We start from the raw sequence: 15,426 nt of genomic DNA, 5'->3' as shown, positions 1-15,426 counted from the left end.
AAGCAATATCTATAAAATTTTAGGAAAGTGCCAATGGAAGATGCAACAGGTGATTTGTTAACTCGACAAATGGAGGGTGCAATAAGTGATTTGTTAACTCAAATAGATGAAAACAAACCATTCATTGACGCGAAAAATTTATCTCTTGATGATTGGCTTACTCTTTTATTTAAAAAGAGGAAAGCTTATTTTATTGACAATTGCTTCCCGTCAGAAGAACAAGCAAATGAATATATTGATTCTATAGATAGCAGAAGTAATCATGAAGTTTATAACTTAATCAAGCTTTTTTTAGTTCCATCAACAACATTTGGAAATGATAAATTGATTTTACCTCAACTTGTTTCTGAATTCAGAAAACAGGAAGATCCAATGGCTTGGTTAGCGAACAAACCATATTTTATGCGTTTGCTTATCTGGTCTAAAGATAAAAGTTGCTCACCTCCTTGGGAAGGTATAACATGGATCTTAGAGCTTTTACCAGATCATCCTAAAAAAGCAATTAGTATTATTGAAAACTATTTAATAGCCCATTTTTTTTGGTTGCCTGATAACTATATTTCGGGTTTATGTGATGCAATAAAGATTATACGGGCTAAATTTATTGGTGTCCCTGAAAATAGCAAAGATAAAATCAAATTTTTGCTAGAAATAGATTCACGGCAATTTGAACATCTTATTAAAAGCTTATACACAAGAATGGGCTATAAAACAGAGTTAACTTCTGCTACTAGAGATGGAGGAAGAGATGTTATTGCAATAAGAGATTCGATTGGACAGAAAGAGAAAATTGCAATTGAATGTAAACTTTATACTCACACAGTTGGAGTTGAGATTGTTCGTTCTCTTAGAGGAGTTGTTGCATATGAAAGATTTAACAGAGGTGTTTTGTTCACTACTCATCGTTTCTCTGAACCAGCAGAAAAACTATCAAAAAGTGATGATATTATCGAGTTAGTATCAGGCGAACAACTTGTCATTCTTTTAAATGAAAATTTCGGTATAGATTGGACATTAAACTTAGAACGAATTGTTCTTAATAGTGAAAATGAACACAAAAAATCATTATTAATTAATAGTTAATAAAACTGAGTAGATCGCTGTTTGATTTTTTGAAGTAGCGATCGTGATATTTTGAGGTGGTGAGAGAGGCGATCGATGTTTGATTTTTGTGGATGGGCGATCGCGACGCTGTTTGGTTTTAGAAAATATGCTAGTTTAACAAATATAACGATATCAACCTAAATGCCAACAGTTCTTTATCTAAAAGGATGGCGATTTTTCTTTTATTCGGATGAAGGAAATGAACCAATTCATATTCATGTTCAGAAAGGAGACAGCGAATGTAAATATTGGCTAGATATTGATCTATACGAAATTCGTGAGGCTTACTCCTATGGAATGTCATCACGAGATACGCGAGAAGTTAAGAAGATAATCTTACAAAACTTTGATGAAATAGTAGATGAATGGCAAGCATTCAGGAGCCAGCAAAATGGATAAGCAATACAACGTATCGAATATAGATTTTAGTGGCGAGTGGATAATTTTATCGGTTAATGAAGAAACCTTTGAAATTCCAATTGTTCAAGTTTCTAAAAAACTCGCTCAAGCAACTGATATTGAACGTAGAATGTATCGTATTTCGCCATCAGGTTATGGAATTCATTGGTATGCGATCGATGAAGATTTAACAACTAAAGGACTAATTAAGTTAGCCACAGTTGCCCAAACAGCTTAAACAATGCGCGATCGCTGTTTGATTTTTTGTAATGTGGCGTTACTACAGCCATTAAATTTATTTTTTGCTAGACTACATACCAAATACCCATTGCTTTGAGGTTATTTATGAGATCAATAGAGCTACTTACGAAAGAATTATTATCTCTCCCTAGCATTTCTAGAGCGCTATTAGCAGAAAAACTAATCGAAAGCCTAGAATTTGACACCGATCCAACTGTTCAGGCAACATGGACAGCCGAGGCAAAAAAAAGACGCGATGCAGTCCGTGATGGTTCCGTTCAAACAATCGATGGAGAAGATGCTCTAGCTCAGGTAAGACGATTACTTGCGTAATGAAGTATGTATTTCATCCCGAAGCACTTGCCGAATATTCTGAGGCGGTTCAATACTATGCTGAACAGAGAACGGAAATCGCGCAAGCTTTTATCAATGCAATTGAAGATGCAATTTTTCGGATTAAAGAATCTCCTAATCGTTACCCCGCAATTGATGAAGATATTCGCCGATGCATGACACGAAAATTCCCCTACGGAATCCTTTATACGATTGAGCAAGATTATATTCTGATCTTAGCCGTGATGCATTGCAGTCGAGAAGTTGGATATTGGAAGAGTCGAAAGTAATGCGATCTCTGTTTGATTTTTGAGGAGGCATCGCGATTTTGAGTGGTAAGAAGGCGATCGCTGTTTGATTTTTTTGAAGAGGCGATCGCGATTTTGGGTGTTGTAGGGGGCGATCGCTTTTTGATTTTTGTGGAGTGGCGATCTTAATGTTATGCTTGACGTAACACATAAGACTTGCCTATGTCTCAAAAATATAAAGACAAACGCACAGCCAAATTTGCTGCGGGTGATCTTGTCAAAGAGTTTCAGAGCTTTGAAAGACAAGCATACAAACGTCTAGAAGTTCTAGAAGCTCTCGCCTAACAAAGAAGCTCTAATGGCATTACCAAGCAACCGTTTTGAGGCATTAAGCGGAGATAGAAAAGGACAGTACAGCATCCGCATAAATGACAAATGGCGTATTTGTTTTGAGTGGACAGAAACAGAAAATCGTCCATTTAATATCGAAATTGTCGATTATCACTAAAGGAGAAAACAGCTATGGCAAGACCCGCAATTCACGCTGGCGAAATCTTAGCAGATGAACTAGAAGAACTTGGAATTAGTGCATCAGAACTAGCGCGATCGCTTCATATTCCCACAAATCGGATTACGCAAATCATCAAAGGGCAAAGAGGTATTACTGCGGACACTGCATTACGTCTAGGACGATGGTTTGGCACTGGTGCAGAACTATGGCTTAATTTGCAAAAAGCTTATGAGTTGCGGCTAGCTGAGGAGTTAGCGGGAGAAGAAATTCAAAAGACGATTCAACCTCGTTCATTTATGAATAATCAGCAACTAATTCAAGTTTAGGATGGATCAAAAAATTTGATTTTGAAGAGGCGATCTCTGTTTGATTTTTGAAGTGGCGATCGTGATTTTGGATTTTGAGAGGGCGATCAGGATTTGTTCGTATTCGCCATTCCTGTCTCTTGGCACGGCGATCGTCGCTTCGCCAAATGTCCCTTTGATGTTTTTTGGGCTATACCCATTGCGCCGATTGTTGGGCTGCTCTGCGGTCGGGGTGGCTTTCTCTTCTTGCATCTGGTAATTGATCTCCGCGTTTAAGCATCTTTCACCAGTGCTTTGGTTAATTCTTTAAGGAGGACTCCTTCTCCCATCAGGGCTTCTGGTTTTTTGTACTCTTTTAGCAGTTCGTCTAGTAGTTCAGTGCGGATATTCATGTTTTTTCTTGTGTGGTTTTACTGGGGTTTATTTTCTCCTTTTTCCTCTTGACACGATCTAATTTACAATCTCTAGTCAAACTCAGTAGTTTTTTATGGCTTTAGAAATAACATCGTTGCAAAAATGGTTAAGACCAAAACGGCTAGCCATTTTTGAAGCTTGTTTGATTGGGGTACTAGCGGGTCTAGCCGCCGTCATGTTGAAACAGGGAATTGGTTGGATCGGTGGTTGGCGGCTCCAAATTGCTAACGACTTACCCGCATGGTTTGCATTACCTGTAATTGGCTTGACTGGCGGATATCTTTCAGGATTTTTAATCGAACAATTTGCACCTGAGGCTTCAGGTAGTGGCATTCCCCAAGTCAAAGCAGCCCTTGGTTATGTTCCGATCGCTCTAAATCTGCGTGTTGCTGTGGTCAAGATTGCCAGTACAATTTTGGCGCTGGGCTCGGGACTAGCGCTAGGACGGCAGGGACCAACCGTACAGATTGGGGCTGCGATCGCAGGACAAGTAAGCCAATGGATTCCTACCTCGCCTGAATATCAGCGACAACTGATCGCCGCTGGAGCCGCCGCAGGACTCGCCGCAGGATTTAATGCTCCGATCGCAGGCGTATTATTTGTGATCGAAGAACTGCTGCATGATGTCTCAAGCCTGACTTTAGGAACTGCGATTCTCGCTTCGTTTATTGGCGGTGTCGTTTCTCTGATGTTGTCTGGGCATAGCCTTACCTCAGTTATTCCTGTCATTCAATTCTCCGCCCAAGAGATTCCTTTTCTCCTATTGCTAGGGTTGCTGGTTGGCTGGTTTGCAGCATTCTTTAATCACAGTGTACTCGCCGTGATCAAATGGAATCGCAATTTTTTTAAAATTGGAATAGCATGGCGGATTGCGATCGCAGGTTGTTTGTCGGGAATTGCGATCGCCATATTACCCAATGACTTTCGCGACAGTACAGGCTTGCAGCTATTTTTGGCAATGGGACAATCAGACTGGAAAGTTACCGCAGGAACCTTTGCAGTGCGATTTATCCTCACCCTAATTGCCTGTAGCGCCGAGACTTCTGGAGGATTATTTGTACCTAGCTTGATCTTAGGATCGGCTCTTGGCTCACTGGTGGGGAATTTAGAACATTCGCTACTGGGTGTGGGAACTCTCGCAACCTATGCGCTTTCGGGAATGGGAGCATTTTTTGGGGCAGTCGCCAAAGTACCAATTACTGCCTTTGTGATTGTGTTTGAAATCACGCGAGATTTTAATATTATTCTGCCATTGATGATTACTGGCGTAGTTGCTTATCTCTGTACTGAGAAGTATGCCCCTGGCTCTTTATACACACATTTATTGGAACTAAAAGGCATTCATCTTGAAGCAGAAACTGTCACCGATGGATTATGGGATGGATTGAGAGCCGTGGATGTGATGCAGCGACAGGTGGAAACACTGAGCAGTGACATGATCATCAATGAGACGATACAGACATTTGCGCGATCGCGACATCGTGGCTTTCCTGTCGTTACTGATGGGCATCTAGTCGGCATTATCACGCAAATGGATTTAGTCAAGGCTCAAGAAAGCAAGATATCGGGAGATGTTGCGATCCGCCAAATCATGACCCAAAAGCCGATTACGGTCAGTCCTGAAGAGAGCCTTTCTCAAGTTCTCTATCTACTTTCATATTACAAGCTGTCGCGTTTACCCGTGATCGATCGCGATAAGCTTGTCGGTATTATCACTCGCAGCGATATTCTACGTGCTCAAGCAAAGCGATTGCGGGGAGTTAGTTCCCAAACATCCAAATCTTCCTATCTTGTTTACCAACAGCGCGGAACTGCGACGGGCAAGGGGCGTTTATTACTACCTTTGAGTAATCCTCAAACTGCAATGTATCTGATTGAAATAGCTCTTGCGATCGCAGAAAAGCAAAACTACGAATTAGAATGTCTGCATATTATCTCTATCTCTCCCCATCTCACACCATCAGCAACAGCTGTCGATTTAAATCCTAGTTTAGAACTATTTCAGCAGGTAGCTAATGCTGCCAAGACTAGGAAAGTCTCTCTCCATTCGCAAGTACGTGTCGCCCATGATGAGGGGCAGACTATTTTAGAAGTAGCTAGCGATCGCCAGATTGATTTGTTATTAATTGGCTGGTATGGTAAATCGAAATCTCCCGATCGCATATTTGGGGACACAGTGGATACGGTGGTGAGGCAAGCAAATTGTGATGTAATGCTTGTCAAGTTTAGCGATCGCTTGCAGAAAGTTAATCCATTTAATCAAGAATTCAAGAAGCCAAGTATTTCCTTTAATCGTTGGTTAATCCCGATTGCTGGAGGTCCAAATACTGAGAATGCCTTGCTGCTACTACCTGCACTGATGTCACTTTCTCCTTATCCAGAAGTCTGTCTCTGTCAAATCTTTTCTCCTGTGAATGAAAATCATCAGGCGAGTCAGTTAGAGAAATATGCAGATTCTTTATATAAATCGCTTCGCTTTTCTGTTGGCACGATTCCCATCTGTTCTAAATCAATTGCCGATGCGATTCTCGATCTAGCTAATCAGGAGAGAAGTGATGTCATTATGTTAGGTGCAAGTCGTGAGGGCATTGTGCAGCAGATTATGCATGGGAATATTCCCGATGCGATCGCTCGAAACAGTAACAGAACCATCATCATTTTTCGCAAAGCTTTATAAATCAAAACCCAAATAAAGAAAGGCGGCGCGATGCGCCGCCTTTCTTTATTTGGGTTTTATGTCCTAGGCAAAACTTGCATTGCTATATGATCTCTATTGTCAAATCCTGATTTGTCAGCTATATTACGTCTCAGGTTGAATAAACCTTCGGTGTTAAGCCGAACCACACTTGATAATAAATATTTAGATAACAGGAGGTGATGCCCATGCAATCAGATAGTAGTAACGGTAAACGTATGGGTCTTCAGGTTTCCGAGCTGTGCGCTGGGGCTGTTCTGTAAGTTATTTAGTTAATTATCTCTAGCTTGCTAGCCTAATTTACTAGTAAACCTGAGATCCTTCCAGCAGTTGACTGTGACCTAAAGATCACAAAGTATTCCGAAACAAAAAGACCTAGCCAATGGCTAGGTCTTTTTGTTTTATATCAAACCCTAAAATAAGGTGGCGACGCAAAGCGTCGCCACCCTATTTTAGGGTTTCAGCGTTTCGTGTATCTTTTAGGCACTGGTGAGGAATAAAATCACATCACCTTCCTGCACCACATATTCTTTGCCCTCACTGCGTAGCAATCCCTTAGAACGAGCAGCAGTCATCGAGCCACAATCTACAAGGTCTTTAAAGGCAACAGTTTCTGCTCGAATAAAGGCTTTTTCAAAATCAGAATGAATTACGCCTGCGGCTTGAGGTGCTTTCATGCCTGCATGAATTGTCCATGCACGAGCCTCCTTGGGTCCAACTGTGAAATAGGTGCGTAGTCCTAAGAGGTGATAGGTAGAGCGAATTAAGGATCGTAATCCGCCCTCTTTGACTCCGAGAGATTCCAAAAAGTCTTGACGTTCGTCGTCTGGTAGCTCTAAAAGTTCCGACTCGACTTGAGCAGAGACAATAGTTACTTCCGCATTTTCGGCAGCCGCGATCGCCTTTACCTTCTCGACAAAAGCATTGCCTGTGGCAAGATCATCTTCAGAGACATTGGCGGCATAAATCGTCGGTTTGAGAGTGAGCAACTGCAATACGGAAATTGCTTCTTTTTCTTCATCGGTGAGATTGGCTAGACGCGCAGGTTTGCCAGCATCAAGCGTCTCGCGAACTTTTTCAAGGACTGCTAATTCAATTTTTGCATCAGCATCGGCTCTGGCAGCTTTGCGGGTGCGATCGATGCGGCGATCGACTTGAGATAAATCGGATAGGGCAAGTTCAAGGGTGATGATTTCAATATCACGGGCAGGATCGATCGAGGCCTCAACGTGGATAATGTCGTCATTTTCAAAACAACGCACGACATGGACGATCGCATCGCAGACTCGAATATTTCCTAAAAATTGATTTCCTAGTCCTTCGCCTTTGCTTGCGCCTCTTACCAGTCCCGCAATATCGACAAATTCGACTCTGGTTGGGATAGTTTGTGCAGATTTACCGATTGAGGCGAGAGTATTGAGGCGATCGTCAGGGACGGACACCGAGCCAACGTTGGGTTCAATCGTACAAAAGGGAAAGTTGGCTGCTTCCGCCTTGGCGTTGGCAACTAGGGCATTAAATAACGTAGACTTCCCCACATTGGGTAGTCCGACAATCCCAGCTTTGAGCATGATGGCTATCTAAACGAAAACTTTTTGACATTGTGCCTATAAATTCTGTCATAAAAGTCTCACCAAGTGAGACTTTTACCAAGCCAAACCCAAAAGATGAGAGGCGGCGCGAAGCGCCGCCTCTCATCTTTTGGGTTTATTAGAAATCAGGAATCTCAGTCGCTTTAGCGCTGAGATTGTCAATAGGCTATATTTTAAGTAGCTCGCTGACCTAACACCTTCTAGAAACATTCATGAAACCAATTGTCAGTCTCCTACATACCTCTAGCTACGAAACAGCATCACTGATGAAAGCCCTAGAGGCAGTACTTGCACCCCTAGGAGGCATGTCCAGCATCGTCAAAGCAGGCGATCGCGTTCTCCTCAAGCCCAACTTACTTACAGGATCGCGTCCTACCAAAGAATGCACCACTCGCCCTGAATTGGTGTATTGCGTTGCAAAAATGGTACAGGATGCTGGGGGCAAACCTTTTTTAGGGGATAGTCCTGCTTTTGGAAGTGCCAAAGGCATTGCCAAGGCAAATGGCTTGTTACCACTTGCTGAAGAATTGGGAATCCCGATCATCGAATTTCATGGTAAGCGTTACGCAACTGAAGGCGAAGGTGAGTTACAACATTTGCGGCTGAGTAAAGAGGCAATGGACGCAGATGTCGTGATTAACTTGCCCAAGGTGAAGTCACATATGCAACTGACCCTGACTCTGGGTGTCAAAAATCTCTTTGGCTGCGTACCAGGCAAAATGAAAGCTTGGTGGCATATGGAAGCTGGCAAAGATGTCGAAAGATTCGCGCAAATGCTAATTGAAACTGCAAGAGCTATTAATCCTGAGCTGACGATCCTTGATGGTATCGTCGGACATGAAGGTAATGGACCAAGTGCTGGTGAACCAAAAGATTTAGGGGTTTTAGCGGCTTCCTGTGACGTATTTGCGCTAGATCGCGTTATGGTGGAGATTCTCGGAGTTAAGCCTCTTGATGTACCGACGGTTGCTGCCGCCATTCGCACAGGGCTTTGTAGCGATCTTAATGCGATTGACATCATTGGCGATCAGATCGCTAATTTGCAAAGCAAAGATTGGAAACTACCTGAAACAATGATGGCGATTGACTTTGGAATGCCTAGAGTTTTGAGATCGACCTTTAAACATCTCTATATCAAGTTTATAAAAGAACCGCTCAGTACCTATGCCCGCACTTAAAAGCCCACCGCTAATCCTAGTGGTCGAAGATGCACCTGACAACCAAGTTTTGGTGGAGCAAGTGTTTCAAGATTCAGGCTACCGCGTCACTTGCATCCAAGATGGTCAAGCCGCTCTAGATTGGCTGGAAACTAATCATCCCGATCTGATTTTGCTGGATTTATCTTTACCAGAGATAGATGGCTGGGAAGTTGCTAGACAACTCAAAGCTAGCGATCGCACTTCACAAATCCCAATTATTGCAGTAACAGCTCATGCGATGAAAGGCGACAAAGAATCTGCGATCGCATCAGGTTGTGATGATTATCTGACAAAGCCATTAGACATTGATCTGTTGGAAGCATGTGTCAAGCAATGGTTAGATAAGCGATCGCAATAGGGTGTTGCTCTTTGACACCCTAGGTTTGTGAATGGTTAGCCCAAAACAAAAGCTTATACTTACCTATAACTTAGACTAAGATCTAGGAAGAATTTTAAAATTTCACTTTTATCAAACAGGACTTACGCAAAACGACTTGAAAGCCCTATTCATTGGTAGGGGCAATTCATGAATTGCCCCTACCAATTGTGGTTAGTGCGTAGGTTCTATCAAATTATTAACTCACCAAATTTAGGAAATCTTTTTATGTCTGGTCGCGTTGGAGTAATACTATTAAATTTAGGTGGCCCTGAAAAGTTAGAAGATGTCTATCTTTTCTTGTACAACCTATTCGCCGATCCAGAAATAATTCGCCTCCCATTTCCCTTTTTACAAAAGCCGATCGCCTCACTGATTGCCGCTAGTCGCGCCCCCATCAGTCAAGAAAATTACCGCATGATAGGCGGTGGTTCGCCGTTGCTCCAAATTACGAAAGAGCAAGGTGAAAATATTGAAAATGTTTTGCAGCGTAATGGCATTGATGCCAAGGTTTATGTAGCTATGCGCTACTGGCATCCCTATACCGAAGAGACGATCGCCCAAATCAAACAGGATGGGATTACTCGTCTGGTGGTTTTGCCTTTATATCCTCAATACTCAATAAGTACTAGTGGTTCGAGTATCAAGCAACTCGATGCGCTTTGGGAAAATGATCCTCAACTTCAGGCGATCGAAAAAATTACAATCCAGTCTTGGTACGATCGCACTGGTTACATTCGGGCGATGAATGACCTAATCAATACTAAGTTACAATCTTTTGCCGAACCTGAGAATGTACATATCTTCTTCAGCGCTCATGGTGTGCCAGTAAAATATGTGACCAAATACGGCGATCCCTATCAGTCCGAAATGGAAAACTGTGTTGATGGGATTATGAAAGCGCTCCGTCGCGATTATCAATGCTATAACGCCCATACCCTTGCTTATCAGAGTCGCGTTGGCCCCGTTGAGTGGCTACAACCATATACTGAGGAAGCAATTAAGAATTTGGCTAAGCGCGGTGTTAACGATCTTTTGGTTGTGCCGATTAGTTTTGTATCTGAGCATATTGAGACTTTGCAAGAAATCGATATTGAATATCGAGAAGTGGCTGAAGAAGCTGGTATTCATAACTTCGATCGCGTTCCTGCATTAAATAGCCATCCAGTTTTTATCAATGACCTTGCAGAATTGGTAATGGAATCGCTCGGTACAACTAAAGCTGCCGCGATCGCTGTTTAAGCCCCAAAAAATGAGAGGCGGAGCTTTGCGCCGCCTCTCATTTTTTGGGATATTAAGATTGCAACGGCTTGTGGCACTTGTGCCAATGATGCGCAATGTCAACACGGCGACAAATCCAGACGAGATCGCGGCTTTGCACATAATCCAAAAATCTAGCTAATGCCGCCGCTCTTCCTGGTCTACCAACCAATCGACAATGTAAACCGATACTCATCATTTTTGGTGATGTTTCGCCTTCATCGTAAAGTACATCAAAGGCATCTCGCAAATAGGCAAAGAACTGATCCCCTGAATTAAATCCTTGAGGAGTAGCGAAGCGCATATCGTTATTGTCAAGGGTATAGGGAATAATCAGATGTGGCTTACCATATTCATAATTCCAATAGGGAAGGTCATCGGCATAGCTATCAGAATCATAAAGAAATCCGCCTTCTTCGACCACTAAACGGCGTGTATGCTCGCTTGTGCGCCCTGTATACCAGCCAAGAGGACGTTCACCTGTAACTTGTGTATGAATTGCGATCGCCTTTTGCAGATGCTCGCGCTCTTGTTCGGGCGAAAAATATTTGTAATCAATCCAACGATAACCATGACTAGCAATTTCCCAATCCGCTTCCAGCATGGCTGCCACAGCTTCGGGGTTGCGTGCGAGTGCCATAGCAATACCATAGATAGTTACGGGAATATTGCGATCGCAAAACATCCGATATAACCGCCAAAACCCTGCACGACTTCCATATTCGTAGCAAGATTCCATATTCATATGTCGCAGTCCATGAAAGGGAGCCGCGCCCACAATTTCTGACAGAAAAGTCTCTGATGCACTATCGCCATGCAGGATACAGGTTTCGCCGCCTTCCTCGTAATTAATGACAAACTGGACAGCAACACGGGCGTTATCTTTCCATTTCGCATCGGGAATGAATCTCCCGTAGCCAATCATGTCTCTGGGGTAGGTCATAAGATTTTTAAAAGATCAATAGAATTACTACTCAATTACAAAATGTAGTGGCAATTCATGAATTGCCACTACTAATTATTGACAGCCAAAATCAAACGCCATCTGGCAATTTCGATAATTTCAGCGATCGCTTGTTTTTTCTCAACTTCCAGATTGTTTAGAATCCTTTTTTCAAAAGCTTTGAGGATACTATCTTTGGTATGGTTGCGAACAGCGATGATGAAAGGGAATGCGAACTTGTCTTTATAGGCTTGATTAAGATATTGGAAGCGATCGTATTCTGTGGCGGAGAGTTGATCGAGTCCGACGGTAGATTGCTCCTGTACTGAGGCTTCTGCCATTTTGAACTTACTGCCAAGATCGGGGTGAGCGCAGATTAGTTTTAATTGGGCATCATCGCTCATTTTTAAAACGATCGCTGCCATCACTTGATGTAAATTCTGAACATCGGCAAAAGGCTGCGATCGCCATGCTTCGGCTGCTATTTCTGGTGTATGTTCAAAGATAGAACCAATGGCTACTATAAATTCTGATTGGCTCATCTGGTCGAGCATAGTAATCGTATAACTCAATGTAATGGCCCTCCATTAATAATTTTAGCGATCGCTTTGGTTACATCCAATGGATCTTCTTGAGAGAGCTGGTCATACCACTTTTGGGTGATATCAGGATCTTTGCCGTGAATTGTTTCGGCACGATTTCGGGCTTTATTGACAATTTCGGTGGTGCGGACTTTGCGTTCAGTTTCGTAGCGTCTTAGCGCGTCGGGAACACTTAAGTTTGTGGATGCTAAATAATTGGCTAACACCCATCCATCCTCGATCGCTTGACATCCACCTTGACCAAGATCAGGACAAGTGGCATGGGCGGCATCACCGAGCAGAGCTACTCTGCCTTTGACCATCTTTTCAATTGGACCGACATCATGAATTTCTAGACGAGCTACAGATTCAGGCTCGATACGATCGATTAGTAACTGCACAGGCTCTGCCCAGCCTTGGAAATGTTGCTTCAATTCGCTTTTGTAATTAGCGCAATCGTTAACAGTTCCCAGTGGTAATGGGACATCGAAAAAGAAATAGAAGCGATCGCCTGCTAAGGGCATCATCGAAGCACGTTTATGTTCGCCCACATAAATTGACCAAGTATCTGCTGCGGCGAGATCGGTACTAATAGGAACTAGCCCATTCCAGTTAACATAGCCAGCATATTTAGGTTCTACAGATTCGTTGAGAATATACTGCCGCAAGAGAGAACGCACCCCATCTGCGGCTACCAATAGATCGCCCGTGGCTGTGCTGCCATCTTCAAATTTTGCCGTGACATCACGAAAGCTCTCCATGATACCGATGCATTTAGCCCCAAGTGTTAGCTTGCCACCCACAGATTGAAAGGCTTCTAGTAGGACATTTTGTAAATCTCTTCTAGCTACAGGATAAGGACGTTGCCCAACTTCTTCAACTAATGGTTGCAATGAAATATGATTAAGAACATTTCCTGAAAGATGGCGATACTCCATGTAATGCATCTGTCCGCCGATCGCAGCTAACTTTTGGCTGAGACCAAGACGATTGAGGACTTTTACTCCATTTGACCAGAGCGATATCCCTGAGCCGATCGGACGCAAATCCCGCACCCGATCGTAAATTTCTACTTCATAACCAGCTTGTCGCAAGGCAATTCCTGTAGTAAGCCCACCAATACCCGCACCGATGACAATTGCTTTTAAGCCATACATCGCAACAAACCCATATACTTTGCATACAGTATACACTTACAGCATTTTAAAGTTATGAAACTACGATACTGTTGTGTTAAATGTGATCGCGAATACAGATAAGATTGTGAAGTTCTTCAGCAATCAACCCTATGGATTTCAAAAGCATTATTCGTGATATTCCTGATTTTCCACAGCAAGGCATCATGTTTCGAGATATTACGCCGTTGTTAGCACATCCTCAGGGGCTGACAGAAGTTATCCAAGGCTTTAAAACAAAATTTGTAGAACTGAATATTGGGGCGATCGATTGTATTATCGGCATTGAATCACGAGGCTTTATCCTTGGCGCACCACTAGCGATGGCTTTAGGTTGTAGCTTTGTGCCAGTCCGTAAACCTAAAAAATTACCATCAGCAGTATTTCGGATTGAATACGCTTTGGAATATGGAACTGATACCTTAGAGATGCATCAAGATGCGATCGCCGCAGGTGAGAGAGTAATCATCATCGATGATGTGATCGCTACAGGCGGAACGGCTGCTGCTGCCGCCAAACTGGTTGAGCAATCAGGCGCAGAACTAATTGGCTATGGATTTTTAATTGAGCTAGATTTTCTCAATGGCAGAAAAGCATTACCAGAAGTGCCGATTGTTTCCTTAGTAAATTATTAGGTAGCTAAGCATCAAAAAGCCGAAGATGCAGCGTTTAAGATCCCCGACTTTTTCTTTGCAATCTATAGATTAGTTCTGCTTCACCAAAAAAGTCTGGGATCTGGGCAATTACAGTTTTCTTTTTGCCGAACTACTGATGGCGATCGCAAAGCAGCACTTTCAAAAAGTCTCTTGATTTGGATTTGAGCGCAAAGCGCTATAAGTAAAATTTAAAAGTTGGTGTAGACTGCTCTAATAAATTTTTAACAATAATTTCTCATGGATATCATTACACCGCTTGTGAGTTTTCTGGCTCCTTATTTGCCTACGCTGTTGGGGTTAGGGAAGAAAGCCTTGGACAAAGGGGCTGAGAAGTTGGGTGAAAAAGGGGCTGAAGAAATTTTTAAGAAGCTATCGCCTCATTTGGAGACTAAACCCAGTGCAAAGGAGGCGATAGTTTATGTTGCGGAAAATCCTGATGATGCGGATGGGCTGGGGCAGTTGCGGCTGCAATTAAAGAAAATTCTGGAGGCTCCAGAGAATGCGGTTTTGAAGGCGGAAATTGCGAAGATTTTGGAAGGAGAAGAGGCAACGGAGAATGGCAAATTCAATATTAATGCTCAGGGTGCGAATATTGGGGTAATCGGCGATCGCGCCAAGATTGACAATATGAATTTTGGAAGCAAACCCTAAATTTGCACCTTTTTGTTGTGTTCGTTCTTTTTGGTCGTTAAGGACTGATCTCTAAACCGATGAGTGAATCTCAACATAGTGTTAATGCTCAAGGTGCGAATATTGGGGTAATTGGCAACGATGCCCAAGTTACCCAAAATTTCACGCAAAATATTTATCTGCAATCGGTTGATTATCAAAGATTGGTGGAGACGAGTCGGGAGACTCAGGAAAGTTTGGAAGAAGCGTCTAAACCAGAAAGGGGTTTAAAACTTGCGAGAAACCTGCAAGAACTGGAGGGGCAGTTAGAAGAAATTAAGGGTAACGTTTTTAAGTTATATGAAACTTTTACTAAGATTGAGATTAATACGGAACGGTTAAGGCTAGCTAGGGCGCACTTTGATCGCGGGGAATTTCGAGAGGCGGATGCGGTGCTGAAGACGGAGGAGATGCTTGAGGATTTCGATAAGCTGATCGAGAGGGAGCGGCAACTGGATCGCCAAAGGGAAAATGTACGGGACAGTAGAGAGCAGATCGCGAACGAGTTTTTAATTAAGGCACGGCTATGGGCAACTTTTTATGACCAACCGAACCGTTTAGAGCAAACTTGCGAATATTTTGAAGAGGCTTTACGGGCGGCGCGGACGGGGGAAAACCTGTTTGAATATGCAGCATTTTTGCAAGAGCATTATAAGCTCAAGCAAGCGGAGCAACTATATCAGGAGGCTCTAGAGATCAGACGCGAATTGGCAAAGCAGAATCCTG

At 42.9% G+C, this 15,426-nt stretch carries 18 protein-coding genes and 1 pseudogene; 14 read left to right on the top strand and 5 right to left on the bottom strand.

All coding sequences use genetic code 11. From position 1 onward, the window contains the following. Positions 1-33 precede the first annotated feature (33 nt). From APA_RS14295 to APA_RS14265, 7 genes and pseudogenes are all read left to right on the top strand, one after another. Positions 34-1,083, top strand: coding sequence for a restriction endonuclease (locus tag APA_RS14295; protein ID WP_201322941.1), 1,050 nt, complete (start codon positions 34-36; stop codon positions 1,081-1,083). Positions 1,084-1,245: 162 nt separating this feature from the next. After that, positions 1,246-1,503, top strand: coding sequence for a DUF4160 domain-containing protein (locus tag APA_RS14290; RefSeq protein ID WP_201322940.1), 258 nt, complete (start codon positions 1,246-1,248; stop codon positions 1,501-1,503). Continuing rightward, entirely contained in the window at positions 1,496-1,741 is a 246-nt protein-coding gene (locus tag APA_RS14285) for a DUF2442 domain-containing protein (RefSeq protein WP_201322939.1), read from the top strand. The genes APA_RS14290 and APA_RS14285 overlap by 8 nt, the downstream gene beginning before the upstream one ends. Positions 1,742-1,848: 107 nt before the next feature. Then, positions 1,849-2,076 (top strand): addiction module protein, encoded by a 228-nt coding sequence (locus APA_RS14280; protein WP_201322938.1) that lies wholly within the window; start codon positions 1,849-1,851, stop codon positions 2,074-2,076. Continuing rightward, positions 2,076-2,366, top strand: a complete 291-nt coding sequence (locus tag APA_RS14275; RefSeq protein WP_201322937.1) for a type II toxin-antitoxin system RelE/ParE family toxin — start codon at positions 2,076-2,078, stop codon at positions 2,364-2,366. The genes APA_RS14280 and APA_RS14275 overlap by 1 nt, the downstream gene beginning before the upstream one ends. Before the next feature lie 180 nt (positions 2,367-2,546). Next, positions 2,547-2,832, top strand: a pseudogene (locus APA_RS25815) (type II toxin-antitoxin system RelE/ParE family toxin). Between the two features lie 14 nt (positions 2,833-2,846). Beyond that, positions 2,847-3,161, top strand: coding sequence for a HigA family addiction module antitoxin (locus APA_RS14265; RefSeq protein WP_201322935.1), 315 nt, complete (start codon positions 2,847-2,849; stop codon positions 3,159-3,161). Between the two features lie 6 nt (positions 3,162-3,167). On the opposite strand, the gene APA_RS25810 is transcribed toward APA_RS14265, so the two are convergent. Next, positions 3,168-3,392: a transposase gene (locus APA_RS25810; RefSeq protein WP_374101362.1), complete on the bottom strand. Its 225-nt coding sequence runs from the start codon at positions 3,390-3,392 to the stop codon at positions 3,168-3,170. Between the two features lie 235 nt (positions 3,393-3,627). Between APA_RS25810 and APA_RS14255 the strand changes: the two genes are divergently transcribed. Next, positions 3,628-6,231 (top strand): chloride channel protein, encoded by a 2,604-nt coding sequence (locus APA_RS14255; RefSeq protein WP_201322934.1) that lies wholly within the window; start codon positions 3,628-3,630, stop codon positions 6,229-6,231. 497 nt (positions 6,232-6,728) lie between these two features. On the opposite strand, the gene ychF is transcribed toward APA_RS14255, so the two are convergent. Then, complete coding sequence (ychF, locus tag APA_RS14250) at positions 6,729-7,820, bottom strand: redox-regulated ATPase YchF (RefSeq protein ID WP_201322933.1); 1,092 nt, start codon at positions 7,818-7,820, stop codon at positions 6,729-6,731. Positions 7,821-8,053: 233 nt separating this feature from the next. Between ychF and APA_RS14245 the strand changes: the two genes are divergently transcribed. The 3 genes from APA_RS14245 to hemH all read left to right on the top strand — a co-directional run bounded on the left by APA_RS14245 (position 8,054) and on the right by hemH (position 10,658). Next, a complete protein-coding gene (locus APA_RS14245) occupies positions 8,054-9,019 on the top strand; it encodes a DUF362 domain-containing protein (protein ID WP_201322932.1) in 966 nt (321 codons plus the stop codon). Next, positions 9,006-9,398, top strand: a complete 393-nt coding sequence (locus tag APA_RS14240) for a response regulator (RefSeq protein ID WP_201322931.1) — start codon at positions 9,006-9,008, stop codon at positions 9,396-9,398. The genes APA_RS14245 and APA_RS14240 overlap by 14 nt, the downstream gene beginning before the upstream one ends. 246 nt (positions 9,399-9,644) lie before the next feature. Then, entirely contained in the window at positions 9,645-10,658 is a 1,014-nt protein-coding gene (hemH, locus tag APA_RS14235; RefSeq protein ID WP_201322930.1) for a ferrochelatase, read from the top strand. 52 nt (positions 10,659-10,710) lie between these two features. Here the strand turns inward: hemH and puuE are convergent, their stop codons facing one another. From puuE to hpxO, 3 genes are all read right to left on the bottom strand, one after another. Beyond that, positions 10,711-11,619 carry an allantoinase PuuE gene (gene puuE, locus APA_RS14230; protein ID WP_201322929.1) on the bottom strand — a complete coding sequence of 303 codons (909 nt, stop codon included), beginning with the start codon at positions 11,617-11,619 and terminating at the stop codon, positions 10,711-10,713. 71 nt (positions 11,620-11,690) lie between these two features. Beyond that, entirely contained in the window at positions 11,691-12,191 is a 501-nt protein-coding gene (uraD, locus tag APA_RS14225; RefSeq protein ID WP_236579587.1) for a 2-oxo-4-hydroxy-4-carboxy-5-ureidoimidazoline decarboxylase, read from the bottom strand. Further along, positions 12,188-13,357: an FAD-dependent urate hydroxylase HpxO gene (gene hpxO / locus APA_RS14220; protein ID WP_201322928.1), complete on the bottom strand. Its 1,170-nt coding sequence runs from the start codon at positions 13,355-13,357 to the stop codon at positions 12,188-12,190. The genes uraD and hpxO overlap by 4 nt, the downstream gene beginning before the upstream one ends. 131 nt (positions 13,358-13,488) lie before the next feature. Here hpxO and APA_RS14215 point away from each other — a divergent pair, with 131 nt between their 5' ends. The 3 genes from APA_RS14215 to APA_RS14205 all read left to right on the top strand — a co-directional run. Continuing rightward, complete coding sequence (locus tag APA_RS14215; RefSeq protein WP_201322927.1) at positions 13,489-14,010, top strand: adenine phosphoribosyltransferase; 522 nt, start codon at positions 13,489-13,491, stop codon at positions 14,008-14,010. A gap of 258 nt (positions 14,011-14,268) precedes the next feature. Further along, positions 14,269-14,682 (top strand): hypothetical protein, encoded by a 414-nt coding sequence (locus APA_RS14210; RefSeq protein WP_201322926.1) that lies wholly within the window; start codon positions 14,269-14,271, stop codon positions 14,680-14,682. Between the two features lie 59 nt (positions 14,683-14,741). Further along, positions 14,742-15,426, top strand: a 685-nt coding sequence (locus APA_RS14205) for a hypothetical protein (protein ID WP_201322925.1), incomplete at its 3' end; no start/stop codon positions are given.

Origin of the sequence: Pseudanabaena sp. lw0831, assembly GCF_016584665.1 — a bacterium.
GTDB lineage: Bacteria > Cyanobacteriota > Cyanobacteriia > Pseudanabaenales > Pseudanabaenaceae > Pseudanabaena.
This window is presented reverse-complemented; position numbering and strand designations above follow the sequence as displayed.

Bases quoted from the DNA above. Each gene is read 5' to 3' on its own strand.
- APA_RS14295 (WP_201322941.1), top strand. From the start codon at position 34: ATGGAAGATGCAACAGGTGATTTGTTAACTCGACAAATGGAGGGTGCA.
- APA_RS14290 (WP_201322940.1), top strand. From the start codon at position 1,246: ATGCCAACAGTTCTTTATCTAAAAGGATGGCGATTTTTCTTTTATTCG.
- APA_RS14285 (WP_201322939.1), top strand. From the start codon at position 1,496: ATGGATAAGCAATACAACGTATCGAATATAGATTTTAGTGGCGAGTGG.
- APA_RS14280 (WP_201322938.1), top strand. From the start codon at position 1,849: ATGAGATCAATAGAGCTACTTACGAAAGAATTATTATCTCTCCCTAGC.
- APA_RS14275 (WP_201322937.1), top strand. From the start codon at position 2,076: ATGAAGTATGTATTTCATCCCGAAGCACTTGCCGAATATTCTGAGGCG.
- APA_RS14265 (WP_201322935.1), top strand. From the start codon at position 2,847: ATGGCAAGACCCGCAATTCACGCTGGCGAAATCTTAGCAGATGAACTA.
- APA_RS25810 (WP_374101362.1), bottom strand. From the start codon at position 3,392: ATGCAAGAAGAGAAAGCCACCCCGACCGCAGAGCAGCCCAACAATCGG.
- APA_RS14255 (WP_201322934.1), top strand. From the start codon at position 3,628: ATGGCTTTAGAAATAACATCGTTGCAAAAATGGTTAAGACCAAAACGG.
- ychF (WP_201322933.1), bottom strand. From the start codon at position 7,820: ATGCTCAAAGCTGGGATTGTCGGACTACCCAATGTGGGGAAGTCTACG.
- APA_RS14245 (WP_201322932.1), top strand. From the start codon at position 8,054: ATGAAACCAATTGTCAGTCTCCTACATACCTCTAGCTACGAAACAGCA.
- APA_RS14240 (WP_201322931.1), top strand. From the start codon at position 9,006: ATGCCCGCACTTAAAAGCCCACCGCTAATCCTAGTGGTCGAAGATGCA.
- hemH (WP_201322930.1), top strand. From the start codon at position 9,645: ATGTCTGGTCGCGTTGGAGTAATACTATTAAATTTAGGTGGCCCTGAA.
- puuE (WP_201322929.1), bottom strand. From the start codon at position 11,619: ATGACCTACCCCAGAGACATGATTGGCTACGGGAGATTCATTCCCGAT.
- hpxO (WP_201322928.1), bottom strand. From the start codon at position 13,357: ATGTATGGCTTAAAAGCAATTGTCATCGGTGCGGGTATTGGTGGGCTT.
- APA_RS14215 (WP_201322927.1), top strand. From the start codon at position 13,489: ATGGATTTCAAAAGCATTATTCGTGATATTCCTGATTTTCCACAGCAA.
- APA_RS14210 (WP_201322926.1), top strand. From the start codon at position 14,269: ATGGATATCATTACACCGCTTGTGAGTTTTCTGGCTCCTTATTTGCCT.